This window comes from Burkholderia sp. Ac-20365, from assembly GCF_017104715.1.
Classification (GTDB): Bacteria; Pseudomonadota; Gammaproteobacteria; order Burkholderiales; family Burkholderiaceae; genus Paraburkholderia.
The window spans coordinates 15,065-40,291 of sequence record NZ_JAAGPI010000052.1; the positions used below are offsets into that span (position 1 = coordinate 15,065).

The 25,227-nt window shown below is 63.3% G+C and carries 17 protein-coding genes; 6 read left to right on the forward strand and 11 right to left on the reverse strand.

Annotated elements, in window-relative coordinates:
* Position 1 precedes the first annotated feature (1 nt).
* The 4 genes from G3O01_RS41095 to G3O01_RS41110 all read right to left on the reverse strand — a co-directional run bounded on the left by G3O01_RS41095 (position 2) and on the right by G3O01_RS41110 (position 7,006).
* Entirely contained in the window at positions 2–640 is a 639-nt protein-coding gene (locus G3O01_RS41095; RefSeq protein WP_241024691.1) for a septal ring lytic transglycosylase RlpA family protein, read from the reverse strand.
* Between the two features lie 19 nt (positions 641–659).
* Positions 660–1,412: a peptidoglycan DD-metalloendopeptidase family protein gene (locus G3O01_RS41100; protein WP_205813205.1), complete on the reverse strand. Its 753-nt coding sequence runs from the start codon at positions 1,410–1,412 to the stop codon at positions 660–662.
* Positions 1,413–1,603: 191 nt separating this feature from the next.
* A complete protein-coding gene (locus G3O01_RS41105; RefSeq protein ID WP_205813206.1) occupies positions 1,604–5,383 on the reverse strand; it encodes a DUF748 domain-containing protein in 3,780 nt (1,259 codons plus the stop codon).
* A 207-nt stretch (positions 5,384–5,590) separates the two neighbouring features.
* Positions 5,591–7,006, reverse strand: coding sequence for a DUF1254 domain-containing protein (locus G3O01_RS41110; protein ID WP_205813207.1), 1,416 nt, complete (start codon positions 7,004–7,006; stop codon positions 5,591–5,593).
* Positions 7,007–7,164: 158 nt separating this feature from the next.
* Between G3O01_RS41110 and G3O01_RS41115 the strand changes: the two genes are divergently transcribed.
* The 4 genes from G3O01_RS41115 to G3O01_RS41130 all read left to right on the forward strand — a co-directional run bounded on the left by G3O01_RS41115 (position 7,165) and on the right by G3O01_RS41130 (position 13,409).
* On the forward strand, positions 7,165–7,386 hold the full coding sequence (locus G3O01_RS41115) for a hypothetical protein (protein ID WP_205813208.1): 222 nt from the start codon (positions 7,165–7,167) through the stop codon (positions 7,384–7,386).
* Positions 7,387–8,014: 628 nt separating this feature from the next.
* Positions 8,015–8,659: an FMN-binding negative transcriptional regulator gene (locus G3O01_RS41120; RefSeq protein WP_205813209.1), complete on the forward strand. Its 645-nt coding sequence runs from the start codon at positions 8,015–8,017 to the stop codon at positions 8,657–8,659.
* A gap of 127 nt (positions 8,660–8,786) precedes the next feature.
* Complete coding sequence (locus G3O01_RS41125; RefSeq protein WP_205813210.1) at positions 8,787–11,294, forward strand: heavy metal translocating P-type ATPase; 2,508 nt, start codon at positions 8,787–8,789, stop codon at positions 11,292–11,294.
* 144 nt (positions 11,295–11,438) lie between these two features.
* The gene (locus tag G3O01_RS41130) at positions 11,439–13,409 is read left to right on the forward strand and encodes a methyl-accepting chemotaxis protein (protein WP_205813211.1); all 1,971 of its coding nucleotides are present in this window, start codon (positions 11,439–11,441) and stop codon (positions 13,407–13,409) included.
* A gap of 808 nt (positions 13,410–14,217) precedes the next feature.
* Here the strand turns inward: G3O01_RS41130 and G3O01_RS41135 are convergent.
* Positions 14,218–14,880, reverse strand: a complete 663-nt coding sequence (locus G3O01_RS41135; protein WP_205813212.1) for a glutathione S-transferase family protein — start codon at positions 14,878–14,880, stop codon at positions 14,218–14,220.
* A 225-nt stretch (positions 14,881–15,105) separates the two neighbouring features.
* Between G3O01_RS41135 and phaZ the strand changes: the two genes are divergently transcribed.
* Positions 15,106–16,488, forward strand: a complete 1,383-nt coding sequence (gene phaZ, locus G3O01_RS41140; RefSeq protein WP_205813213.1) for a polyhydroxyalkanoate depolymerase — start codon at positions 15,106–15,108, stop codon at positions 16,486–16,488.
* A 22-nt stretch (positions 16,489–16,510) separates the two neighbouring features.
* Here phaZ and G3O01_RS41145 read toward each other — a convergent pair whose 3' ends face one another.
* The 5 genes from G3O01_RS41145 to G3O01_RS41165 form a co-directional block, all read right to left on the reverse strand.
* Complete coding sequence (locus tag G3O01_RS41145) at positions 16,511–17,125, reverse strand: flavin reductase family protein (protein WP_205813214.1); 615 nt, start codon at positions 17,123–17,125, stop codon at positions 16,511–16,513.
* Positions 17,126–17,129: 4 nt separating this feature from the next.
* Entirely contained in the window at positions 17,130–18,065 is a 936-nt protein-coding gene (locus G3O01_RS41150; protein WP_205813215.1) for a 3-hydroxyacyl-CoA dehydrogenase family protein, read from the reverse strand.
* A 163-nt stretch (positions 18,066–18,228) separates the two neighbouring features.
* Positions 18,229–18,504, reverse strand: coding sequence for a hypothetical protein (locus G3O01_RS41155; RefSeq protein WP_205813216.1), 276 nt, complete (start codon positions 18,502–18,504; stop codon positions 18,229–18,231).
* Positions 18,505–19,434: 930 nt separating this feature from the next.
* Complete coding sequence (locus G3O01_RS41160; RefSeq protein WP_241024692.1) at positions 19,435–20,652, reverse strand: hypothetical protein; 1,218 nt, start codon at positions 20,650–20,652, stop codon at positions 19,435–19,437.
* Positions 20,653–20,882: 230 nt separating this feature from the next.
* Positions 20,883–21,569 (reverse strand): MgtC/SapB family protein, encoded by a 687-nt coding sequence (locus tag G3O01_RS41165; RefSeq protein WP_205813218.1) that lies wholly within the window; start codon positions 21,567–21,569, stop codon positions 20,883–20,885.
* Positions 21,570–21,702: 133 nt separating this feature from the next.
* Between G3O01_RS41165 and G3O01_RS41170 the strand changes: the two genes are divergently transcribed.
* Complete coding sequence (locus G3O01_RS41170; RefSeq protein ID WP_205813219.1) at positions 21,703–22,803, forward strand: AGE family epimerase/isomerase; 1,101 nt, start codon at positions 21,703–21,705, stop codon at positions 22,801–22,803.
* A gap of 781 nt (positions 22,804–23,584) precedes the next feature.
* On the opposite strand, the gene G3O01_RS41175 is transcribed toward G3O01_RS41170, so the two are convergent.
* Positions 23,585–25,198: a methyl-accepting chemotaxis protein gene (locus G3O01_RS41175; protein WP_205813220.1), complete on the reverse strand. Its 1,614-nt coding sequence runs from the start codon at positions 25,196–25,198 to the stop codon at positions 23,585–23,587.
* Between the last annotated feature and the right edge of the window lie 29 nt (positions 25,199–25,227).

The window sequence follows — 25,227 nt, forward strand, 5'->3', positions numbered from 1 at the left end:
GCTAGCCGTTCGTCGTCAGATGAATCGGCCGACGCGCGATACGCTCGGCTTCGGGCTTCTCCACGCACTCGATCGCGACTTTCGCCACGCCCGCGCGATGCATGCCGAGTTCCGTCGCGGCGAGATACGACAGATCGATCACACGCCCGCGCGCATACGGACCGCGATCGTTGATGCGCACCACGATCGATTTCGAGTTCGCCAGCGACGTCACGCGCACATACGAACCAAGCGGCAGCGTGCGATGCGCGGCCGTCATCGCGTACATGTCGAAATGCTCGCCATTCGCTGTGCGGCGGCCGTGAAAGCCGAGGCCGTACCATGACGCCAGCCCCAGTTGCCGGAAGCGCGATGTGTGCCCTTTCGCGCTCGTCGCATGCGCGAGATGCGCGGCGCGACTGGCGCGACTTTTTGCGTCGGCGTGCGCGCTCGTGTGTCCGTCACGTTGGAGACCGCGACGTGGATCATGATGCGGATCGAGCCGTGCGCCATGCTGCGTGTTCTTCGCCTTGGGGCGTGGCTTCGGCACAGCGTTCTTTGCCTTCGCGCCGGCTGCCGCTGCCATTGCTGGCAGCGTGCTCGCAAGCAGGACGAACGAGACGGACGCGCCGAAACGCCGTAACAGAGGTTTCTTTTTCAAGCGATGACTCGTCGTCGGCCTAGCTGGCCCGTTTCGGCAGATAGCCTTGAGGATCGACGGCCTTCGTGCCATCGCGCAGTTCGAAGATCAGATACGGAGCGGGATCGCCGGCCGCGCCGATTTCGGCGATCGGCTGCCCTTGCTTCACCGCATCGCCTTCCTTCACGAGCACTTTCGCGTTGTTGCCGTACGCACTGACGAGGTTTTGGTCGTGCTTGATGATGACGAGCAGGCCGTACGCCTTGATCTGCGTGCCTGCGTAGATCACGCGACCGCTGCCGGCGGCCTTGATCGTTTCGCCCGTCGCGCCGCCGATGCGAATGGCGCGCGACTGCCCCGGTTCGAAACCCGAGATCACCGGCCCCGAAGCGGGCCAGACAAAGCGTGCGTTTCGCGATACAGCGGCGTCGGCAGTAGTGATATTGGCGGGTTCAGGCGCGCTCGCCGGCACTGGAACGGAGGCTGCAACGGGATCAGGCGCCACACGCAGCAACTCGCCGACGCTCACCGGGTAATTGCCCGGCAGCCCGTTCCAGCGTGCGATCTGCTCGGCATCCCGCCCAAACCCGATCGCGACGCTAGCCAGCGTGTCGCCCGGATTCACGCGATAGAAGCCTGCCATCACAGACAGCGGCGCCGTGAGCGCAGTCGTTGAGGGCGGATCGGAGAACTGCCCACGCCACGGCGCGCTCGCACAAGCGGCCAGCATGAAGGCGACGCTCGCGATCAGCAGACGTTGCGCCAGCCAATGGCAGAAGTTCTGGAGACTCATCGGGATACAGTCGGAAGGGTTGCGTTGGATGCGCCGCGCGGCTGCAGATGGCAGCCCGGCGACGCAAGCGTTGGCATCCTAAACGAACGCTCCCGCGATACGTTGACCCCACACGCAGTCGCTCAGCCATCCTTGACGAATGATGACGCCTGCGCGTGGAAAACCAGCAAAGAGTTGAAGAATCGTCAGCGCTATTTCAGCCCGAAATCGACCCGCGTGGTCGCACCCTTGTCGTCGATACCCGACGCATCGAGCTTGGGCGCCACGATAAACACGCGGCTGCTGTCCACCTTGCCTTCCAGGTACTGCTGCACCGCCTGCGCGCGCTGTTGCGCGAGATCGCGCAGGCTCGCGTCGCTGACGGGTGCATGCTCGGCGAGCGCGGCCTTCATCTCGTCGTCGGGCAGCGTCTTCGTCAGGCCGACGAAGTTGCGTGGCTTCTTGAAGTCCGAGTCCTTGTAGGCCCTGGTCAGATACTTGTCGTATTCCTTGTCGTCGACCTTGATCGTCATCGGGTCGACGCTCTCGCCGTTGCCCACCACGTCCTTCAGCTTCTGCTGGCGCACCAGCCGGTCGACATACACCGTGCGCAACGCCGGCTGATCGACAGCTGGATCGACGCGGCCGATGATGTCGAGACGGATCGACGGCTTGTCGTTAAGCACCTTCACGATCGTATCGAGCTTCTTCTGCGACGCATCGGACAGCGTGGACGAACCCGCATCGAACTCGACGTAGCCGAGTTCCTCGCCGCTGCCGCCGAACGCGTGCGCGATCAGCGAGAATGGCGCCGTCACCGCCTTTTGCAGCAGATTCAGCACCGCGTGCCAGATCAGCCCGCCAACGCTGAACTCCGGGTTGGACAACGAACCCGACACCGGAATATCCACGTCGATCTCGCCGCGCGAGTTCTTCAGCAGCGAAATGGCGAGCTTCACCGGCAGCTTCGTCGCCGTGTCGTTGTCGACGTGATCGCCGAACGTGAGCTGGTCGATGAAGATATGGTTGTTCGCCGTCAGCTGGTCGTTCGCCAGTTGATAGTGCAGATCGACGTTCAGCTTGCCCTTCGTGATCGGATAGCCTGCGTACTTCGCCGAATACGGCGTCAGATTGGTCAATTCGATGCCGTGCGCCGTCGCCGTCAGATCGAGCGCAGGCTTGGCGATCAGCGGATTGACCGAGCCGCGGATCGTGATCGGCCCGTTGGCCGCGAGCTTCGCGGAGACATCGACGGGCGCCGACTGCTTCGACTCCGTGCCGAACGCGCCGATCGTCCCCTGAATCGCGATCAGGTTCGCCGTGTAATTCGGCTTGATGAAGTTGTCGGTGTACGTGACGCGGCCGTTCTGCAGCACCAGTTGCCCGAAGTGCAGACGCACCGGGCTTTGCGGCGGCGTGGCCGCCGTCACGGTCGCGTTCGCACCCGACGCAGCGGGAGCGGGTGCCGCCGCTTGCGCTTCAGACGCAGCGGGCGCGCCGAGCGGAATCGGCTCCTTGCCCTTGCTGCTCTGGTCGCGCGTGAGCGACTGCGGTGCGCCCGTTTCATGCGCGACCACGTCTTTCAGGTTCAGCTTGCCTTGCGCGTCGAGCAGCACGCGGCCGTAGAAGTTCGCGAACGTGACCTTGGCCGCGTCCACATCGGTGCCGCCGCGCTCGTCGTAGTTCGCCTTGATACCCGTCAGCGCAAGCGAGCGCCAGCCGGCGAACGGGTCCGAGGTCGCCTTGTCGATCATCCGCACATCGACGATCGCCGCGTCGCCGCGATACGTCGCGTGCATGCCTTTCGATTTGTCGCCCTGCACGAAGGTCACGTCGCCGTTCGCGTTCAGCAGCGCGCTCGCGATCGTCGCATTGAGCTTGCTGCCGAAGTACGGCTCGAGCGCCGCGGCATCCAGCCGGTTCGCGTCGATTTTCATTGCGAGCTTGAGCGGCGTCGCCGTCACATCGCCCTTCACGCCGAGCGTGCCTTTGCCGTTGACGGTTGCCTGCAACGCGACGGGCAGCGCGCGGCTCAGGTCGTCGCTGACGTTCTGCACGTTCAGTTGCAGCGGCTTGATCGCGAGCTTGACGGGGTGCGGGGTCGTGTTGTCGGTGAAGGTTGCCGCGCCGTCCTTCAGGTTCAGTGCGCCAATGCTGTAATGCCACGCTGGCCCTTCCTCGGTCGCCTTCTTGGCCGCGTGAATGACGGTGCGCTCGTGGACTTCCGCGTGCGGCGGCCCGGCGAGCGCGGCGAGATCGATGGTGCCGTCTTTCAGGCGCTGTGCGTCCAACGAAAGGCCCGTGACGTCGACCGAGTCGAGTTCCGCCTTGCGCGCCGTCAGATCGACGCGCTTGACGGCCACCTTGCCGTCCGCAATCGCGACAGCCGGCTGCTTCGCGCCCGCCGCCGCTACCTTCAGCGATTGCAGATCAAGCTGGCTCTGGCCGACCTGCAGATCGACGGGGTCCTTCGACCAGTTCGCCGTCAGGCTGGATTGCACGCTCAGCGTGCCGTCGATCACCTTCGCGGCCGTCAACGTGTCGAGATACGGCTGCAACACGGGCAGTTGCACCGACTTCAGGTCGATCTTCGCGTCGGCCGTTTTCGCGGCGAGCGACAGATTGCCCGTCACGCCGAGCGCGCCTTGCGGCTGGTTCTTGACGTTGGTGTTGAGCGAGTAGCGCGCGGGCGTCTTGCCGAGCGTCGAGAAATCGTCGAGCGTCACGGCAAGGTTGTTCAGACCCGCCGATACGGGCCGCGATGCCGCTTCGTCCTGGACTTCGACCGTGCCGCCCGTTAGCGCGAAGTGCCTGATCTGCAGATCGAGCGGCGGCGCGGCCTTGTCCGCTTCCGTCTTGCCTGCTTCGGCCGTCGCGCCGCTCGCGCCCGACGCCACCGCCGGTGCGCTTGCAGCCGCAGCGGGCGCGGGCGCGAACGTGCGCTGCACGCTCAGCACGCCGTTCTTTTCGCGCGCGAGATGCACGGTCGGCGCATCGAGGCTGATGTCGTCGAAACGGTAGATGCTCTTGAGCGGCTCCAGCGTCTGCGCGGCCACATGCAGCGAACGGGCGGCGAAGAACGGCGCCTTGTTTTCATCGAGCACGTCGATATCGGCGAGATCCGTCGTGCCCGTGATGCGCAGCGTCGGCGCGTCGTTCGTCACGACGAAACTCACTTTCAGATCGCTCGACAGCTTGCCTGCCTGTACCGTGACGGGCAGTTTGGTCGGCGAATACGACAGCAGCTTCGGCACGTCGAGCCCGTCGAAACGCAGCGACACTTCGGATTCGCGCGATGCAGCAAAAGGCTTGGTGCGCCCGTCGATGGCAAGCGGGCTGCCGTCGATACGCGCGCGCAGCAGCGGTTCGACGAAGATATCGGTCTTCGACGGCAGCGTTGCGATAAACGGAATGCCGAGCCGCCATTGATCGACGATATGCGTGACGCCGAGCAGACGGTCGTCGAACGTGATCTTGCCGTTCTCGATGCGGATGTTCGAGACCGAGAACTGCGCGGGCTTGCTGTCGGGTTTGGCCGGCTGCTTTGAGAATTTCTCGATCAGATCGCTGAAGTTGAAACGCTGCGCGTCGTAGCGAACGATCGTGAAGCGCGGCGAATCGAGATGTACTTCATCGACGATCGGCGCGAGCCGGAAAATCGAACTCCACGAAGTACGGACGATCAGCCGCTCGATATCGACGAAATCGCCCTGGCCGCCGCGCTCGCCGATATGCACGCGATCGGCTTCGAAATTGAGCGTGTAGGGATTGAGCGCGATGCGGCCGATGCTGGCCGGTCGATCCAGTTGCTGACTCAACTGCTGTTCAGCGATATGGCGGATCAGCGGCGGCGCAGCGAAGAAGCCGAGCAGTCCGAACAGGACCACCACGACAAACAGGATGAGAACGATGCGTCTTGCGCGCCGTCCTTGCGCGACTTCGCGGACGGTCTGAAAGGATGAAGCGAGTGATGCTTTGGTCGGGCTTGCCATGCTCGGTCGCGGGTAGGGCGGCGGCGCAAAGCTCGCCGCGATGACGAAGATCCAGCTTGCCCGAAGTATACGTCGTGTACTTCACGCAAACCATCAAATGTCATGAGAATGACGAACGTTGCAGGCAAATAAAGGTGAGAAAGTGTAAGCGGCCCGATTTCAGTTGCAAAGTTGTGTCCGCCGTCATGCGGCGGACACCTCCTGCAACTATTGACGCACGACGGCGGGCGGTTGCCAGGTGCCGTCGCTGGCTTCGGGCTTCGGCGCGTAGAGGCGCAGAACGAGCTGGAAATCGCCGCGCGGCGCGGGCAGCCAGTTGGTCGCCTTGCGCGGTTTGGCCGCCGACACCGTCACGTCGATCGAACCGTCGCGGTTGCGCCGCACGCCCGACTTGTCCCCGACGGATGCCCGCGCCGGCGTGCTGTCGCCGAGCGCGCCGTCCTTCGTGTAGGCCGTGACCGACCAGAAGCCGCGCACGGGCGGCACCTGGTTCGGCTCGAAGTGCATCACGTAGCGGTTCGCGCCGTTCAGCGCGTGGCCGTCGCTGTCGAGCGCGACGCTGCCGCGCACTTCGTCGTCCTTCGTGCCGATGCCCGGCTGGGCGTATGCCGCATAGGCGCGCAGCGCGTAGTCGGGACCGTAGTTGCCGACGCCGTCGCCGAACCAGCTCCAGCCGTTGGCCGTCAGCATGTTGCTGGGCGGCGTCGCGACGCGTGTGCGGCCATCGGCGAGACCGGTGGCGACCGCGTCGCCGGCCGACTTGGGCAATACGACGGGTTCGTCCGGTTTCACGCCGAGGTCGGCGAGAAACTTGAGCGCGTGCGGATCGGCGGGCGACGGCGGGTTGTCGGGCAGCAGTTGCGCGACGCGGTCGAAGAAGCCCTTCGCGTCGAGCGCGGCGACCTGCTCGGCGGGCGTGCCTGAGGCGCTTGCGTCAGCGGGCATGTTGCGCGGCGCAACCGCTGCAGCCGATGCATCGCCTGTGTAGACGGACAGCGGCACGACGCGAATGCCGCGCTGCAACTTGCGCACGGCCGTCAGATCGCGACCGCCATTCGACTGGATGCGCACATCGAGCCGGATGTTGCGTGTGGGCGCGTCGATACGCTTGACGTTCCTGGGCAGATCGCCCTTCCAGTCGGGCTTCGCGAACGCCACCGCTTGTGCCTTGATGCCCGACGCACGCGCCGTGGCTTGCGAGCCGGTCGACCACAGCACGTTGGTCCACATGTCGAGCGCGCGGGCATCCATATAGCGGCCGGCCGATGCGGGCAGCGACACGATCACGGGTTCGTCGCCGACATCGAGCCACGCGGTCGAATCGAGCGTGTCGATGCCGGGCGTCGGCGGATTGTGCGCACCGACGGGCGGCAGCGCGGACGCGTGACGCAGCGTGTTGACGGGCGCCTGGCCGGGGCCGGTGCCGACGGCGGCGTCACGCGATGCGCCCATCAGCACGAGCGGATACGCGAATACGTAGGACTCGGCGACTTCGTCCTTGATCCAGCCGGTTGGCTTGGGCGTGACGATGGGAGTCGAAGCGCACCCGGAGAGAAATGCGATGCCTGCGAGCGCGGCGCAGGCCAATTGAAACGGAAACTGTTGTCGGCGATTTTTTATCATTCGATGAACCGCGGTCCTGGATGTCACTTTTGACTTTGAGCCAGGACTGGCCCGATCCGCCGAGCCCCCGCTCGCAACGGACTTGCCGACGTGTCCTGACATTCCTTTTCTGACATCGGGTTTTAACTTATCCGCGGCGCGGCGGCAAGCGATTGTGAGTGTTGGTGGTGGTTTTGATTGCCTTCGGCAGGTTTGGTGTTGTTTGTTCGTTTTTTCTGGTTTTTTTGGGTTTTTGTTTTTGGGGTTTTAGGTTCGGTTTTGGTTCTGGTTTTGGTTTTGGTTTGGCTTGTTGCTGGCATCCGCGTTTTGGTATCGGTGCTTCACGCGTTGCCCCTGTGCCGGGGCGGCACTTACTTTCTTTGCCGCCGCAAAGAAAGTAAGCAAAGAAAGCGGGCTAACACCGCCAGCCCTTGTTCTTGCCTGAGGGCCCCCAACGGTTCTTATCGTTCACACAGCAACTTCTCAGTGCACGCCCGTTGCCAGCGCTTCGAATAATCGCCTCACCCACTTCAATCACCCATAGCGCAGCCAGCGGCAGCGAACGGTATGTGCCGCCCAGGTGGCAAACTGTGTGTAGGTCGTAGTGGTTCACACGTCATCGCTCTTACGACACCGACCTTGCTTTCCAGTCCGGAGTGATACGTGTATGGTGCGAAATCCTACACACAGTTTGCCGCTATGGAACGCGGGCGATTTGACCGCGCATGCGGCGACGCGGGTGTATGAGGCGGGTGATGAGCCAATTCGAAGCGTTGGCAGCGGGCGTCGAGAAAGAGCGATGCCGCGAACAGGACGGGACCGTTGGGGGCCCGTGGGCAAAGGTCAAGAGTTAGCGGTGTTCAGCGGCTTTCTTTTGCCTACTTTTCTTTGCCGCGGCAAAGAAAAGTAGGTGCCGCCCCGCACAGGGGCAACGCCTGAAGCGGGCAAGACAAACCGCGGATGCCATCAAAAACACAAGCAAACCACCCCAGCTTCGCAGACAGAAACACAAAGCAAAAGGACCAGGCAATGTACATCCCAACTCATTTCGAAGAAACCAACCCCGACCCGTTGCGAAAGCTGATCGCAGATCACCCGCTAGGAGCAATGGTGACGCTCAGCCCGACCGGGCTGGACGCCAACCACATCCCCTTCGAATTCGATGCAACCAAAGGCCCGCACGGCACACTCCGTGCCCACGTAGCCCGCGCCAACCCGGTCTGGCAGGAAGCCGCGCAAAACCCCGATACCCTCGTGATCTTCCAGGGCCCGACCGCCTACATCTCCCCCAACTGGTATCCCAGCAAGCACGACGCGCATCGCCAGGTCCCGACCTACAACTATATGGTCGTGCACGCGCACGGCCGCATCGCCGTCCACGACGACGAAACCTTCGTCCGCGGACTCGTCGCGCGCCTCACCCGCAAGATGGAAGCCGGCGAACCCGTGCCGTGGAAAATGGGCGACGCGCCCGCCGACTTCATCTCCCAGATGCTGGGCGCTATCGTCGGCATCGAAATCGAACTGACGAAGCTGACGGGTAAATGGAAACTCGGCCAGAACAAGGCATCGGTGGACCGGCGCGGCGCCGCCAGCGCACTCGCCGAACGCGGCAGCGACGCACAACGCGCAGTGTCGGACGCCATGCTCGCCGCGCCGCCCGCGCTCGACTAGCCACCTTTCTACGCCCGCTTCAGCACGTCATCGGGCAAATCCGAAAAAGCCCCTTGACCTTCCCATCATGGGAAGGTCGATACTGGTTCCAACGATGCGCTAACGCGCAAACTGGAGCCTCGCAGTCATGACCGAACTCGCCACACCCCGCGCCGCCGATACGACCCGCCCGGCGGCCTCCCCGGAACTCGACATTCAGGGCATGACGTGCGCGTCGTGCGCCCTGCGCGTCGAGAAGGCGCTTGCGAAAGTGCCGGGTGTCGCGCGGGCGACCGTCAATCTGGCAACGGAAAAAGCAACCGTCGACGCCGACACGTCCGTCGATGTCGATGCGCTCGTCGCCGCCGTCCGCAAGGCAGGCTATGACGCGCAGCCGGTAAATGAAGTCCCGTCGACCGCAAGCGACGCGCCATCGACAGCCGAGCTGGCAATCGGCGGCATGACCTGCGCGGCGTGTTCCGGTCGCGTCGAGAAAGCACTCGCGCGCATTCCCGGCGTCACGTCCGCGTCCGTCAATCTCGCCACCGAAAAGGCGACCGTTACGACCAACGGCGCCGTCGGCATCGATCAACTGATCGCGGCCGTCACCAAAGCCGGCTATCAGGCAACGCCGCTCTCCGCCGAAGACACCGCACCCGCCGCCACCGAAGACAAGGATGCCGCCGCGCGCGCCGCCGTGCGCCGCGAACTCGGCGCGGTCGTCGTCTGCGCGCTGCTGACGCTGCCGCTCATCGTGCCGATGATCGCCGAGCCGCTCGGCTACCACGCGATGCTGCCCGCTACGCTGCAACTCGCGCTCGCGACCGTCGTCCAGTTCGTGTTCGGCGCCCGTTTCTACCGCGCTGCGTGGAAAGCCGTGCGCGCGGGATCGGGCAATATGGATCTGCTGGTCGCGCTCGGTACGTCGGCGGCATATGGCGTGAGCGTCTATCAGATGGCGCTGCATCCTGGCGAAACGATGCATCTGTATTTCGAGGCGTCGGCTGTGGTGATTACGCTGGTGCGCTTCGGCAAGTGGCTCGAAGCACGCGCAAAGCGCCAGACCACCGACGCAATCCGCGCCCTCAATGCCTTGCGTCCCGACCGCGCGCGCATCGTCGTCGGCCAGGAAGAAGTCGACGTGCCGCTCGCGCAGGTGCGCACCGGCATGATCGTCGCGGTGCGGCCGGGCGAGCGCGTGCCTGTCGACGGCACGGTGCTGCAAGGGCGCACGCATATCGACGAATCGCTGATCACGGGCGAAAGCCTGCCCGTGCCGAAGCAGACGGACGACCGCGTGACGGCCGGTTCGATCAACGGCGAAGGCGCAATCACGGTGACGACGACGGCCATCGGCGCGGAAACGACGCTCGCGCGCATTATCCGGCTGGTCGAAACGGCGCAGGCGGAAAAAGCGCCGATCCAGCGGCTGGTCGATCGTGTCAGCGAAATCTTCGTCCCGGCGATTCTGGCGATCGCGCTCGTCACGCTGATCGGCTGGCTGATCGCCGGACACGGCGCCGAAACCGCCATTCTCAACGCGGTCGCGGTGCTGGTGATCGCCTGCCCGTGTGCGCTCGGCCTTGCGACGCCGACCGCGATCATGGCAGGCACGGGCGTGGCCGCGCGTCACGGCGTGCTGATCAAGGACGCGCAGGCGCTCGAGATCGCGCATCAGGTCCGCGTGGTTGCATTCGACAAGACGGGCACGCTGACGGTCGGCCAGCCTTCGGTGACGGCGTTCGAGACGGCGGAAGGCGTTGGCCGCGAGCACGCGCTGGCGCTCGCGGCGGCTGTGCAGCGGCATAGCGAGCATCCGCTCGCGAAGGCCGTCGTCAAGGCATTCGACGCGGACGGCGGCGGCACGCCGCTGCCCGCCAGCGGCGACGCGCGGGCGGTTGCGGGGCGCGGCGTCGAAGCAGATATCGACGGCAAGACGTTTGCGATCGGCAGCAGCCGCTGGCTGGGCGAACTGGGCGCTGCGCCGACGTCCGCCCTCGCCCGTCTCGCGCAGGAACTCGAAGCGCAAGGCAACACCGTGTCGTGGCTGATCTCGCGCGGCAAGACAGGCGCGCAAGCTCAACCGCAAACGCTCGCGCTGATCGCGTTCGGCGACACGCTGAAGCCCGGCGCGCGCGCGGCGGTCGAGCGGTTGTCGCGGATGGGCGTGAAAAGCGCGCTCGTAACGGGCGACAACGAAGGCAGCGCAAAGAGCGTCGCCGCCGCGCTCGGCATTGACGAGGTGTACGCGCAGGTTCTGCCGTCCGACAAGGCGCGCGTCGTGCACGAGCTGAAGATTCGCACGTCGAGCGTGGTCGCGATGGCAGGCGACGGCATCAACGACGCGCCCGCGCTCGCCGCCGCCGACATCGGCATCGCGATGGCGACGGGCACCGATGTCGCGATGCACGCGGCCGGCATCACGCTGATGCGCGGCGACCCGGCGCTGGTCGCCGATGCGATCGATATCTCGCGCCGCACGTGGCGCAAGATCCAGCAGAACCTGTTCTGGGCGTTCGTCTACAACCTGATCGGAATTCCGCTCGCCGCGTTCGGGCTGCTGAATCCGATGATCGCTGGCGCGGCGATGGCGTTCTCGAGTGTGAGCGTCGTGACGAACGCGCTCCTACTACGAACCTGGCGTTCTTCGCATTGATCTGAATCACCCTTCTACCTTTCAAAATTAAAGGAAAACGTTTGGTGTGCCGTTAACGGGTTTCATAGCTGCCTCTCCGCGTCGCGCGCCGTCCTGGCGCGTGACGCATCGTTGCAGCTTCACCTCCGTTACCTGCAAAACACCATGGATATCCTTTCATTGCGCCGCGCCAGCGTCGGCGCCAGGCTCGCCATGCTTTCGTGCGCGCTGGTGGCCGCCATTTTTGCCGCGTTCACGTTCGCGGTGACCCGCACGGCCGGCGCGCAGATCAGCGATCAGGTGCTGGCGCGCATCACCGAGAAAGACCGTTCGATTGCCGCGATGATCTCGCTGTTCGACAAGGCGCTCACGGCCGAAGTCGGCCGCTCGATGACGCTCTTCGCGAGCTTCCTGCCCGCCGGCTATGCGCTCGACGAGACGCAGAAGATCGACGTCAACGGCACACCGACGCCCGTCATCAAGGCCGGCGACAAGGTGCTGAACAACGATTTCTCGATCCCCGACCAGTTCCTCGCGCAAAGCGGCGCGATCGCGACGATCTTCGCGCGTACCGGCGACGACTTCGTGCGCGTCACGACTTCGCTGAAAAAGCAGGACGGCGCGCGCGCGATCGGCACGATGCTCGATCGCAAGGGCCCGGCCTACGGCCCCGTCGCCGCCAACAAGACCTTCACCGGGCTCGCGACGCTGTTCGGCAAGCGCTACATCACCCAATACCGGCCGATCACCGATGCGAGCGGCAAGGTGATCGGCGCGCTCTTCGTCGGTGTCGACGTGGATGCGCAGATCAAGTCGGTTGAAGACGGCATCCGTCAGCTGAAGATCGGCGATACGGGCTATTACTTCGTGCTGAACGCGTCGAACGGCGCGGAGCGCGGCAAGCTGCTGGTGCACCCGGCCGCGGCCGGCCAGATGGGCGAAGAGAACGCTGCGCCGTACAAGGCCATGCTCGACCAGAAGGACGGCCAGATCGAATATTCGAGCGCGGAAACGGCGCTTGGTGAAACGGGCGCGCAGGACAAGTTCGTATCGTTCGTCACGGTGCCGGAGTGGAGCTGGCTGGTCGGCGGCGTCGCGAAGCGCGACGAAGTGATGGCCGACGTCATCTCGACGCGCAACCGCTTCATCCTGATCGGCTTCGTGCTGGTCGGCGTGTTCGCCGTGGTGTTCCTGATCGCGGTGCGCCGCCTCGTGTCGCGTCCGCTCGACGAAGCGGCGAAGGCGTCGGAGCGCTTTGCAGCGGGCGATCTGAGCGTGCGCGTATCGGCGAATCACGAACGGCGCGCCGATGAAATCGGCCGTCTGATGCAGGCCATCGACGGCATCGGCGAAGGTCTCGCGCGCATCGTCACGCAGGTGCGCAGCGCGTCGGCGGACATGACCGAGGGCACGGCGCAGATCGCGGCGAGCAGCGGCGAGATCGCATCGCGGATCGGCACGCAGGCCGCGAGCCTCGAAGAAACGGCGGCGAGCATGCAGGAGATCACGTCGACGGTGCAGCAGAACGCGGGCCACGCGGCGCAGGCGAACACGCTGGTGTCGAGCGCATCGGAAGCGGCGCTCGACGGCGGCCGCGCGGTCGAGCGCGTCGTGTCGACGATGGGCGAGATCAGCCAGTCGTCGAAGAAGATTGCCGACATCACGACCGTGATCGAAGGCATTGCATTCCAGACCAACATCCTCGCGCTGAACGCGGCCGTCGAGGCGGCGCGCGCGGGCGAGCATGGCAAGGGCTTTGCGGTGGTCGCATCGGAAGTGCGGGCGCTTGCACAGCGCAGCGCGGCGGCGGCGAAGGAGATTGAAGCGGTGATTGCCGAGTCGACGGCGACGGTGTCTAGCGGGTTCCGCATTGCGGAGGAGGCCAGTACGACGATGCAATCGATTGTCGACCGGGTGGGACAGGTGCAGACGATTATTGGCGAGATCAGCGTGGCGTCGAAGGAGCAGTCGAGTGGGATCGAGCAGGTTAACACTGCCGTGACGCAGATTGGGGAAGTGACTCAACAGAATGCGGCGCTCGTCAGTGATGCCGAGCAGGCTACCGCGGATCTGAGCGCTCAGGCTGATAAGCTGGCTGAGGTTGTTGCGGTGTTTAAGCTTGGAGGACGGAGTTAGAGGGGGGGGGGTTGTCTGCGACGCTTGGGTGGTTTTGGGCTTTTGCGCTGGCATCCGCGTTTTGGCTTGTTGCTTTTGTTTTCGCTGGCATCCGCGTGATGTTTTGCCTTGTTCACGCGTTGCCCCTGTGCGGGGCGGCACCTACTTTTCTTTGCCGCGGCAAAGAAAAGTAGGCAAAAGAAAGCCGCTGAACACCGCCAGTTCTTGTGCCCGCCTGAGGGCCCCCAACGGGTCCTCCGCTTCAAACGACAACCTGCCCTTCACTGCCCGTTGCCAACGCTCTTATTGAGCGCCTCACCCGCCTCACCCGCTTCACACTCCCGCGTCAGCACATACTCGATCAAATCGCTCCCGTTCTATAGCGGCAAACTGTGTGTCGGCTTTCGCGCCGTACGCGCTTCACTCCGGACTGAAAAACACGATCGGTGTCGTAGGGGCGCTGAGGTGTGAAGCACTACGACCTACACAGAGTTTGCCACCTGGGCGGCCGTAACCAGTCGCTGCCGGTTGCTGCGCTACGGGTGATTGAAGTGGGTGAGGCGCTCGATTAGAGCGTTGGCAACGGGCGGTGACTGAGAAGTTGCCATGTGAAGGAGAGGAACCGTTGGGGGCCCTCAGGCAAGAACAAGGGCTGGCGGTGTTAGCCCGCTTTCTTTGCTTACTTTCTTTGCGGCGGCAAAGAAAGTAAGTGCCGCCCCGCACAGGGGCGACGCGTGAAGCAGGCAAGACAAAACGCGGATGCCAGCGCAAAAGCCCAAAAAACCAAAAACCAAAAACCCAACCACGCGCTACGCGCAAAACAGAAACCTCAAAACTCAACATCAAGCTCATCAATCTCATCAACCTCCAACTGCGCACCAGCAATCCACTCCTGCATCTCAGGCAAAGCAAGAATCCTCTGCCCATAAGCAACGATATCAGCATCAAGTTGCACATCATAAGTGACAAAGCGCGTCACAACAGGCGCATACATGGCATCAGCTGCGCTGCGCTCGCCAAACAAAAAAGGCCCGCCATACTCGTCTAGACACTCCCGCCAGATAGTCACAATCCGATCAATATCCGACTGCGCCCGCGCCCAAACCTTGAACCCAGGAAAGTGCGCCTTGAGATTCATCGGCAAAGCAGAACGCAAAGAAGCAAACCCCGAATGCATCTCCCCGCAGATAGCGCGGCAATGCGCCCGAGCCTTGCGATCGTCCGGCAGCAACCCCGCGTCGGGACGCACCTCATTCAGATATTCGGCGATGGCCAACGTGTCCCACACCTTGATCCCGTCATGCACAAGACAAGGCACGAGAATCGACGGCGACAGCAACAACAATTCAGCCCGCGCAGCAGGATCATCGACAGGCATCACGATCTCTTCAAACGGCAAGCCGCTGAACTTCGCCAGCAGCCAGCCGCGCAGCGACCACGACGAGTAGTTCCGGCTACTGATGGTCAGCGTGCTGGTTGTCGGGTTAGGCATGTCTCGCTCCTCTGAGGATTCATTGCGGCGCGCTGGACCGCTCTCGATGCACGATGTCGTGCATACACGCACCAATTAGCTGCATAACAGGCACCTTGCGATGTAACGCGCAAAGGCTATGCCAACGCGGCTACACCGGGAGTCATTCAGCGGACGCTGCGTCACGCGCAATTGGCATATGACTTGCCTCTCAATGCATCAGGTTTCCCATCTCACGCGAAAGCCATGAATCCGCTCGCTTATCCGGCGTACCAGGCGTTCGCCAACTTCATGATGCCGCTGCGCCACGGCGCGTCGCTCGTCAATGTCGCGCTCGACACGTGGCCGGAATATGCCGACACGCCGTCCGGCCGCACCTTGCGCGCATCGGCCGAATTGTTGACGCTGTCGGGCCTCACGCATGTGCGCCCGCCTTTCGGCATCGATAGCGTCGAAGTCGAAGGACAGCCCGTCGACGTGTTCGAAGAAGTCGCGCAGTCGACGCCCTTCTGCTCGCTGCTGCACTTCCGCAAGCACGCGTCGTTCGATGTGCCGCAGCCGCGCGTGCTCGTCATCGCGCCGATGTCGGGCCACTTCGCCACGCTGTTGCGCGGCACCGTGCGCACGATGCTCGCCGAACACGACGTCTACATCACCGACTGGCACAACCCGCGCGACGTGCCGCTGATGGCAGGCCGCTTCGGCTTCGACGAGTTCGTGCAGCACGTGATCGATTTCACCGAAACGATCGGCCAGGGCACGCATCTGCTCGCCGTCTGCCAGCCGACAGTCGCCGCGCTCGCCGCCGTCGCGCTGATGGCCGCCGACGATCATCCCGCGCAGCCCGCCAGCATGACGCTGATGGCAGGACCGATCGATACGCGCGTGAACCCGACGCGCGTCAACGAACTGGCGAAGAGCAAGCCGATCGAGTGGTTCGAGCAGAATCTGATCAGCGCCGTGCCGTTCGGTTTTCAGGGTGCGTTCCGGCGCGTCTATCCGGGCTTCGTGCAGCTGAACGCGTTCATGTCGATGAATCTCGAACGGCATCTGGAATCGTTCGAAACGATGTATCGCGAGCGCTCGAAAGGCGATCCGCAGAAGGCCGAAGCAATCCGCGTTTTCTACGAGGAATACTTCGCGACGATGGACCTGACGGCGGACTTCTACCTCGAAACCGTCGATACCGTGTTTCAACGGCATGCGCTGCCGCTGCACGAACTGGAAGTGAAAGGACGGCGCGTCGAGCCGTCGAAGATCAAACGCACTGCGCTCTTCACCGTGGAAGGCGAGCGCGACGACATTTGCGCCGTCGGGCAGACGCTCGCCGCGCAGGATCTGTGCGACAAGCTGCGTCCGTATCTGAAGACGCATCACGTGCAGACGGGTGTCGGGCATTACGGCGTGTTCAACGGGCAGCGCTGGGAGCGGCAGATTTATCCGCGCATCCGCGCCGTGATTCACGACAACGAGCCGCGTGCAGTGCCCGTGAGCACACGTGGCGCGCAGTCGTCGCTGACACTCGCGCCAGCGGCAGCATCGACCGCGGCGTCGCCGGCGGGCACGACACCGGCCGCCACGGAAGCCGTCGACGTCGATCTGTCATCCGACGAAGCCGCGACCGAATGAACCGCGCGGCCCTCGCCGCAGTTCAGGACGTCGGACGAAACATCTGGAAGATCTCGCCGATCTGCGCGTAGTCGGCGCGATAACCCGCGCGCATGATCGGCTGCGCGGCATGCGTGTCGAACAGGCCGTCCTTCAGATACGCCTTCTGGATGTGCACGCCGACCACCTGTCCGAGCGCGAGCCAGTTGTCCATCGGCTGGCCGTTCAGGTCGTGCATCCGCACGATCTGCAGCAGCTTGCATTCGAGCGCAGCCGGCGACTCGCCGACATGCGGCACCGACACGTTGCGGCCAGCCACAGGCGTGAGCCCTGACAGCTGAAATTCATCGACATCGGGCCCGACGGGCGCCGACGTGCGGTTCATCTGCTCGGCAAGCGGCCGCGTCGACAGATTCCACACGAACTCGCGCGTCTCTTCGATATTGCGGATGCTGTCCTTGCGGCCTTCGCTGCAGAAACCGATGATCGACGGAAAGCTCGCGAACGCGCCGAAGAAGCTGTACGGCGCGAGATTGAGCTGCCCGCTCGCCGAGCGCGTCGATACCCAGCCGATCAGACGCGGCGCGACGATCGCCTTGAACGGGTCGTGAGGCAGGCCGTGGCCCGCGGCGGGATCGTAAAAATAGACGTCCGACATGGTGTTACGCCCGGTTCTTTCCGTTCGACTCGATCACACGCTTGCGTCCCGCCTTGACCTTCGCGGTCTGCGCGTCGTCCCAATCGTAGAAGCCCGCGCCGCTGCGCACGCCGACGCGCCCTGCCTGCACATGCTCGCGCAACAGGTCGAGCACGTCTTCATCCTTGGCGAGCGACGGCATCAGGTGCGTGCTGATATCGACGAAGGTATCGAGGCCGCCCATATCCGCGCCCTCGAACGGCCCGACGATGCCCCAGCGCTTGCCGAGCGACGCCTTCATCACGCGATCGACGACATCCGGCGTGGCCGCGCCCGAGCGCACGATGTTCAGCGCCTCGCGCAACACCGCAAACTGCAGCCGGTTGCCGACGAAGCCGGGAATCGCCTTCGACAGCACGACCGGCTCCATGCCGATCGCGTGCATCAGTTCGACGGTGGTATCGATTGCATGTTGCGCCGTGTCGCGCCCCGGCACGACTTCGACAAGCGGAATCATGTGCGGCGGGTTCCAGAAGTGCGCGATCAGAAAGCGTTCCGGCGCGCGCAGCCGCGGCGTCAACTGGTCGGGCGGGAAGCCGCTCGTGTTGCTCGCGAGGATGGCGTCGTCGCGCAGCACGTCGTTCAATTTGACGTAGAGCTTGTGCTTCAGATCGAGCACTTCGGGAATCGCTTCGATCACGATATGCGCGTCCGCCATTGAATCGAGCGTCGCGCTGGTTTCGATGCGCGCCAGCGCCGCCGCTTTCGCGTGCTGGTCGATGCGACCGGCGTCGATCAGCTCGTCGAGCACCGCTTGCGCCTTCGGCGCAACGCTGTCGAGACGGGCCGGATCCACGTCGTTGACGATCGTCCGGTGTCCGTGCAGCGCGCTCTGCGTCGCAATGCCGACGCCCATCAATCCCGTTCCCACCACGCCTACGACTGGCTTGCTCAAAACCATTTCCCCTGTTCCTGCTTGTGTTGTCCATCGAAGCCCACAAGCATAGCGCAGCGCGTATTTTTGCGACGCCAGATGCGACAAGGCCAGCGCGCTCTTGCGAGCGGGCCGGCCCTGTTCAATCTTCGCGCGCACGAGGCGCCGCGAAGTGTGCCGTCAGACCGTCTTAGTAACGCGGGGGCGGCGGACGGTGGTCACGGTCGTGGTACGGATCGCGATCGTGCGGATGATGGCGCATCCAGTCGTCATGGGCCCAGTAGCGGTGGCCGTCGTAGTAACGGTCGCCGTGCCAGCCGATGTTGACCTGCACGCCCACCGGCATCATGTGCGGTTGCCCGTAGACGGGCGCATATTGCGCGAAGGCGCTGCTTGCGCCGAGCAGTGCGCCGCCAGCGATCAGCGCGGCGACAATCGTACGCGAAGTCTTCTTGATGGCATTCATGGCTATTCTCCCTTTCGAGTTTCGTTGCGAGCGCCGGCTGGATCGACCAGGACGGTCTTAAGATTTGCGCCGTTCGCTTGAGACCCACTTTAGCCTCGCAGACTTTTCGCAGAAGTGACGACTTGTAAGCGCACATTTCATAAGACGAAGGGATCCAACAGCCGTCCGTACAGGGATTCGCAGCGATTTCACAGGGATGGACGCGCTCCGGCTATGCGCGGTGAGTATTCGCTGGTAAAGCCGTTGTTACATTCATTTCGCCGTCGAAATAATCGAGAAGGGATTCCGACGCTGCGCGCAACGACAAAACGCGCCTTTTCTTACGATTACCCCACGAATTCAGGCGCAGAAAAACAAAAGCCCGGCAAGCCGGGCTTTTCAGTTTCGCCGCTTCTGGATGGCGGCGAGATGCGCAGTACAACGTCTTTTTGTTCGACGTCTTGCCGATTAGTCGGTCAGACGGATGCCAAACAAGGTTGATTGCGACTTGCGAACACGCTCCGCTTCGCGGTGACGTGCTTCGTACGAGTAATCCGAATCCAGAGGCAAGTGAGGCGACGCGAAGAGGTCGCTAACCTTTTGGAACAGCGCGAAAAGATAGTTCATGGCGACTCCCGGGTTGGTTGGTGATTCAGGGTTTTCCCTTAAGAAGAAGTATAGGGTTTTCCCTAGTTAAAAGCTAGTGCAATGCAGCAATTTTTCGATGTGGTGATTCGCCGCATGGGGTTTCGGTCGCCATTGCGATGCAGCATGACCATCAGACGTGGGCTCCAGCTCCGCCCCTTTTTTTGTCTAGCAAGTGCGCGAATACAACGGCTCGCGCGCAGCATCGCGGAGCCGGTTCTGGCAGACGGTTAGTTGCGCAATATGCACAGCGACGAGCGCAAAAGAGACAGCCGCCCCTCGTGGAGGCGCGGCGCATGGAAGAGCTTAGTGAGTGTGCGCTGACTTGCGCTTGTGGGTGTGCTGGGCGTGCGCCGCGTGCGTTTCGGCAGGTTTTGCGGCCGCCGGCACGGCGGGCGCGATCGCGGGTGTCGCGGGCGCAGCCACGGTCTGCATTCCGACGGGCAGGCTCGTCGTCGACGAATCGGTGTCGAGAAGTGTGGCCAGCGTGGCCTGCTGGTTCAGCATCATCTGTTCGATACGCTGCTCGTGTGCCGTCGACTGATGCGACAGGCGAAACAGCAGCAGCGTTTGCGCGATACCGATCGCGATCGTCATCAGCAGCGCGCAGACGACTATCGTCAGCATCCATTTCATGCGCCGCGTGTGGTCGTCGGCAGCGCGGCGCTGGTCGGAGATCACGCCGTAAAGCGCATCGACGGTGTCGGCGAACGCGGTGGCGCGCGCGTGGTCCAGTTCCGGCGTGGCGCGCGATATCTGCGGCGGCGGCGGGAAGTACGCGGCTGGCTGCGCGGGCTGGGCAATCGAAGCGGGCGCGCAGTCCGTGAGCGAATCGGACGGAACCGGGGTTGCAGGTTGGGCTGAAGCCGTCGCCAGAACCGGCTTCGTGCTGTCAGCTGACGAAGCGCTTTGGGCTTCGGCTTTATCAGCGGAAATGCCGGTATCCGTCGGCGGTGGCACCTGCCGCAGCGAAGCCACGCTGCGCACGACGCTCGCCGCCGCCAGCGACATTTGTTGCATCGGCCCATCCGACGCCGGTTTGACGTCAGCCTCACCGTCGACGCATGCAGCGTGCGCCGACGCTTCTGCAAGACTCGCCTGCACTGCCGGGCGCGACTCCTCCGCGCCCGTATCGATCACCATCTGCCCGTGATGCGGGTCCTTCGCGACAGTCATCTCTTTCGACGCCGCCGCGCTACGCGTCCCTCGCACGCCGGCCTTTCCGTCAACGCCAGCCGCCGCCGCAAAGCCCACGCCATCCGGCGCGCCGACAGCCGCCAGCACGACATTCGGCAATTCGAAGCCTTGCAGCGTGCCTTGACGCACGTCGATATTCATCGCCTGCTGCTCGGCGCGTGCCGTGTCGTCGGGGAACAGGTCGAGCGTGCCGCCGTCGCGTGCGGCATCGCTCAGTTGCGCGAGACGCTGCGCAGATCGCGCGGCGCGCGCGAGCTTGTTTTCGGTTTCGGGAGACACAGCCGACGCGCGCCGCTTCTGCGATCGGGCGCGCACCGGGCGGGACATCGTGGATTCTGCGGAATCTGCCATGTAGGAGAAGCGGGAACGCAGCGTTCGTCGCCCTTCAAGGCGCCGTCACCGCTGCCGTCGGTGTTTTTCTAGAGCCGGCATTGTCTCATGCAAAGAGGGACACAGAAACGGATCGCGGGCTTTTTGCGACGGCGCTTCGCCCGAGGATGCCAGACTCGCGACCGCGAACAGCGCACATTGCCGGAAGACGTCGGGCTCGAATGCATTCACGCCGGCTCGCCATTGTCCCGAAACTCTTTAACGCCCTGAATCGCGCGCAATTGCCCACAAATGGCCGTGTACTCCGTCGACGACACGCGATGCAGCGTGATCGTCACTTCGTCCATCTGCGGGTCGTCGTCGCTCTGCTGCATGATGAACTGCTTGACGCGCGGGCTTGCCGGACCGAGCGCCTCGTGCAGCGTGTGGAACGTCATCGAGCCGCGTTCGACCAGCATCGACAGCTGGCGTCGCTGCTTGACGGTGATGAAGCGTTTTTCGATCGGTTTGATCCCGGCCAGGATGATCAGAATGATGATCGTCGCGGCAATCGACGCGGTGTACAATCCGCCGCCGACGGCCAGCCCGATCGCGGCGACGGACCACAGGCTCGCCGCCGTCGTCAGGCCGCGGATGATCTCGCCGCGCAGCAGGATCGAGCCGGCGCCGAGAAAGCCGATGCCGGACACGACCTGGGCGGCGATCCGCGACGGATCGAGCACGACATGTTCGTTGCCCAGCACGTCGGCGAAGCCGAACGCCGACACGATCATGATGAGCGTCGAACCGACGCACACGAGCATATGCGTGCGCAGCCCCGCTGCCCACGAAAGCCGCTCGCGTTCGAAGCCGATCACGCTGCCGAGCGCCGCCGCGAGTACGAGCCGGGAAATGAGTTCGAAGTTGTTGAGCATATTGTTCTCCTTGTGATGTCGCGGGTTGCCGTTGCCTTACAGCGTCCGCGTCCCGATGCCCGACGCACGCCGTATGCCTTATGCTGGAAGGTCAGCGCGCTCGCCTGTAATCCCTCTTTCGACTTTTCGCACCATGAACGCAACCGCATCCACGCCTGAGCTCGCAGCCGCGCTGCGCGACCATTTCGCGCGTGTCATCCTGCCGATCTGGCGGGGTCCGGGTTTCAACACGACGCTTGGTCTGCCATACGAGGCCGTTGCCGCCGATGGCCGCACACCGTTGCCCGTCACCCGCTACCGCGCGATGGCGTGCGCGCGTCAGCTGTTCGTTTTTGCGCTCGCGGGGGAGATGGAGCATGCGCAGCGCCTGTTTGAATCGCTGATCCATATCTTTCAGGACAGCAGGCATGGCGGATGGTTCTATAGCGTGGACGCAGAGGGCGCGCCGCTCGATACGACAAAGGATCTGTATACGCACGCGTTCGTCGTGTTCGCCTGCGCCGAATATGGCGCGCGTTCGGGCAATCGCGATGCACTGGACATCGTGCATCGGGCTTCATCGCTGATCGAAGACCGTTTTGCTGCGGATGACGGTTTGCTGCATGCGGCGCTGCGCGCGGACTTCTCGGCGAGCGGCGACATGCCGTTGCAGAACCCGTTGATGCATTTGACGGAAGCGTGGCTCGCGGCGCGTTCGGCGACGAAGGATGCCGCGTTTGATAGTGCGCTTGCGAAGCTCGGTGCGGCGATTGCACGCGCTTTCGTGCATCAGCCGACGGGATGTATTGCTGAGTTGCCTGTCGGCAGTGCGGATAACCGGCTCGAGCCTGGGCATCAGTTCGAGTGGTATTGGCTCGTGCAGCAAGCTGGTGATGTGCTTGATGGTTCAGGTTTGCGCGAAGCGCTTGGACGTGCGTTTGTGTTTGCGCATCGGCGCGGGGTCGATTCCGCAACGGGTGGTGTGCATGCTGCGCTCGATGAGGCCGGTGGCGTCAAGGATTCGACGCAGCGGATCTGGGCTCAGACTGAATATCTGCGGGCGCTTGCTGTGCATCAGGATGCTGATGTTCGTGCCGTTCTGCCGCAGCAGATTGCCAGGTTTCAGCCGAGGTTCCTGAATGCTCAAGGCTGGGTTGAGTGTATGACGCTGGAAGGCGAGGTTTCGCGGGCGGATATGCCTTCTACTACGCCTTATCATTTGGCTACGGCTTATGGGGCTTTGCCTTCGGTGTGAGGTTTTTTGGCTGTCTTGCGACGCTTTGTTTGGTTTTTATGGGCGTTCGCTGGCATCCGCGGTTTGTTATCGGTGCTTCAGGCGTTGCCCCTGTGCGGGGCGGCACTTACTTTCTTTGCCGCCGCAAAGAAAGTAAGCAAAGAAAGCGGGCTAACACCGCCCGTTCTTGACCTCCGCCTGAGGGCCCCCAACGGGTCTTATCCTTCACACGGCAACCGCTCCGTTTGAATGCGCGTTGCCAACGCCTTGAATAATCGCCTCACCCGCTTCAATCATCCGTAGCGCAGCCAGCGGCAGCGAATGACTACGGCCGCCCAGGTGGCAAACTGTGTGTAGGTCGTAGTACTCCACACCTCAGCGCCCTTACGACACCGATCGTGTTTTTCAGTCCGGAGTGAATGCGTGTACGGCGCGAAAGCCTACACACAGTTTGCCGCTATAGAACGTGGGAGATTTGATCGCGTATGTGGCGACGCTGGAGTGTGGAGCGGGTGAGGCGCCGATTCAAGGCGCAGGCAACGGGCGGTGACTGAGAGGTTGCCGCATGAAGGAGAGGACCCGTTGGGGGCCCTCAGGCAGGAACAAGAGCTTGCGGTGTTCAGCGGCTTTCTTTTGCCTACTTTTCTTTGCCGCGGCAAAGAAAAGTAGGTGCCGCCCCGCACGGGGGCGACGCGTGAAGCGGGCAAGTCATATCGCGGATGCCAGCGAAAACCAAAGCACGAAGACAAAACGCGGATGCCAGCAAAAGCGACAACAAAACCAAACCACCCAAGCACCGCGCTTAAACAACAAAAGCACTTTCCCCAAACCCAGGAGAAACCAATTCGCGCCCACGCCGCGACCCCAACACTGAATCAGAAATCTCAAACGAGGAAACAGCATCCTTCAACTGCCGAGTCTGCTGATGCAACGACGACGCAGCCGCCGCTGCCTCTTCAACCAGTGCAGCATTCTGCTGCGTCATCTCATCCATCTGCACGACGGCCTGATTCACCTGCTCGATCCCCGTGCTCTGCTCCAGCGACGAAGCGCTAATCTCAGCCATCATCTGCGTGACACGTGAGATCGAATCCGACACGTTGCGCATCGCTTCACCTGCACGCTCGACGAGCACCGAGCCACCCTGAATCTCCGCAACCGACTCGCTGATCAGTTCCTTGATTTCCTTCGCCGACTGCGCGCTGCGTTGCGCAAGACCACGCACCTCGCCCGCGACAACGGCAAAACCGCGGCCCTGCTCGCCCGCGCGCGCTGCCTCGACGGCCGCGTTCAACGCGAGAATGTTGGTCTGGAACGCGATCCCGTCGATCACCGTAATGATCTCCGCGATGCGGTCCGAACTCTGTGCAATGCCCTGCATCTTCGCGACAACCTGATTGACGACGTTGCTGCCGTGTGAAGTCGCATCGAGTGCGGTCTCCGCCAACGCGTTCGCTTCGCGTGCGTGGTCGGCGTTCTGACGCACCGTCGCCGTCAACTCTTCCATGCTCGACGCCGTCTCCTCAAGCGATGCCGCCTGATTCTCCGTGCGCGCCGACAGATCGGCGTTGCCCGTCGCGATTTCGTCCGCGCCGATATAGATCGAATCGGCGGCTTCGCGCACGGTCTTCACGGTGCGCGCGACGCTCGCCTGCATCACCGACAGCCCCGAGAACAGGCGACCAATCTCATTCGTGCCGCGTGCTTCGATCGGCTGGTTCAGGCGGCCTTGCGCAATACGCTCGAAATGGCGGCCCGCTTCTTCCAGCGGACCCACGACGCCGCGTCGCAACGCCACGTACACGCCTGCCGTACCCGCCAGCAGCAGCGCGAGAATCACGAGACCGACGGAACGGAATACCGTCTGCCGCTCGTCGATCGAATCCATCGATGCACGGCCAAACGCGTCGCCGAATTGCGTGAAGTTGTGCAGTTCGGTCAAATACGCGTCCTGCATGCCTTGCGTCGGTTGATCGAGGAATGCCTGGATGTTGCCGGCGTCGAGGTATTGCGCCAGTTCGCCGAGCGCGGTGTGAATCTTTTGATACTTCTCGTTGAGCGCGGCCGCGCGCGCGTTGTTTTCGTCGTTGAGCTTCGGGGCGTTCATGAAAACCGTGAACGAGTGATCGGCGGCGGCGAGCTGCTCGCGCGCGTGCTGGACGATATCGGTCGGTTCCGCGCCGCCGCGAACCATGCGCGTGCCGGCGCGCGACAGGTTGATACGGGCGTCCATCAGATGCTGGGTCGTCTCGTTGACGGCGTTCACCTGATGCAATGCGACGTTTGCAAGGTCGCTGACGTCATCGTGTGTGCGCGTCATGGACCAGAAACCGAGCCCCTCCGTCACCAGCTGGAAAATACAGAACGCGGCCAGAACGCATAACAAGCCGGATGCAACCTTGATCTTGCTGAACATCTAAACACCTGAATTGCTGAGAAGGACGG

Excerpts from the sequence above, each read along its gene's own strand:
- G3O01_RS41120 (WP_205813209.1), top strand. The coding sequence starts at position 8,015 with ATGTACATCCCAACTCATTTCGAAGAAACCAACCCCGACCCGTTGCGA.
- G3O01_RS41145 (WP_205813214.1), bottom strand. The coding sequence starts at position 17,125 with ATGTCGGACGTCTATTTTTACGATCCCGCCGCGGGCCACGGCCTGCCT.
- G3O01_RS41150 (WP_205813215.1), bottom strand. The coding sequence starts at position 18,065 with ATGGTTTTGAGCAAGCCAGTCGTAGGCGTGGTGGGAACGGGATTGATG.
- G3O01_RS41100 (WP_205813205.1), bottom strand. The coding sequence starts at position 1,412 with ATGAGTCTCCAGAACTTCTGCCATTGGCTGGCGCAACGTCTGCTGATC.
- G3O01_RS41170 (WP_205813219.1), top strand. The coding sequence starts at position 21,703 with ATGAACGCAACCGCATCCACGCCTGAGCTCGCAGCCGCGCTGCGCGAC.
- G3O01_RS41175 (WP_205813220.1), bottom strand. The coding sequence starts at position 25,198 with ATGTTCAGCAAGATCAAGGTTGCATCCGGCTTGTTATGCGTTCTGGCC.
- G3O01_RS41125 (WP_205813210.1), top strand. The coding sequence starts at position 8,787 with ATGACCGAACTCGCCACACCCCGCGCCGCCGATACGACCCGCCCGGCG.
- phaZ (WP_205813213.1), top strand. The coding sequence starts at position 15,106 with ATGAATCCGCTCGCTTATCCGGCGTACCAGGCGTTCGCCAACTTCATG.
- G3O01_RS41130 (WP_205813211.1), top strand. The coding sequence starts at position 11,439 with ATGGATATCCTTTCATTGCGCCGCGCCAGCGTCGGCGCCAGGCTCGCC.
- G3O01_RS41165 (WP_205813218.1), bottom strand. The coding sequence starts at position 21,569 with ATGCTCAACAACTTCGAACTCATTTCCCGGCTCGTACTCGCGGCGGCG.
- G3O01_RS41155 (WP_205813216.1), bottom strand. The coding sequence starts at position 18,504 with ATGAATGCCATCAAGAAGACTTCGCGTACGATTGTCGCCGCGCTGATC.
- G3O01_RS41105 (WP_205813206.1), bottom strand. The coding sequence starts at position 5,383 with ATGGCAAGCCCGACCAAAGCATCACTCGCTTCATCCTTTCAGACCGTC.
- G3O01_RS41110 (WP_205813207.1), bottom strand. The coding sequence starts at position 7,006 with ATGATAAAAAATCGCCGACAACAGTTTCCGTTTCAATTGGCCTGCGCC.
- G3O01_RS41135 (WP_205813212.1), bottom strand. The coding sequence starts at position 14,880 with ATGCCTAACCCGACAACCAGCACGCTGACCATCAGTAGCCGGAACTAC.
- G3O01_RS41160 (WP_241024692.1), bottom strand. The coding sequence starts at position 20,652 with ATGTCCCGCCCGGTGCGCGCCCGATCGCAGAAGCGGCGCGCGTCGGCT.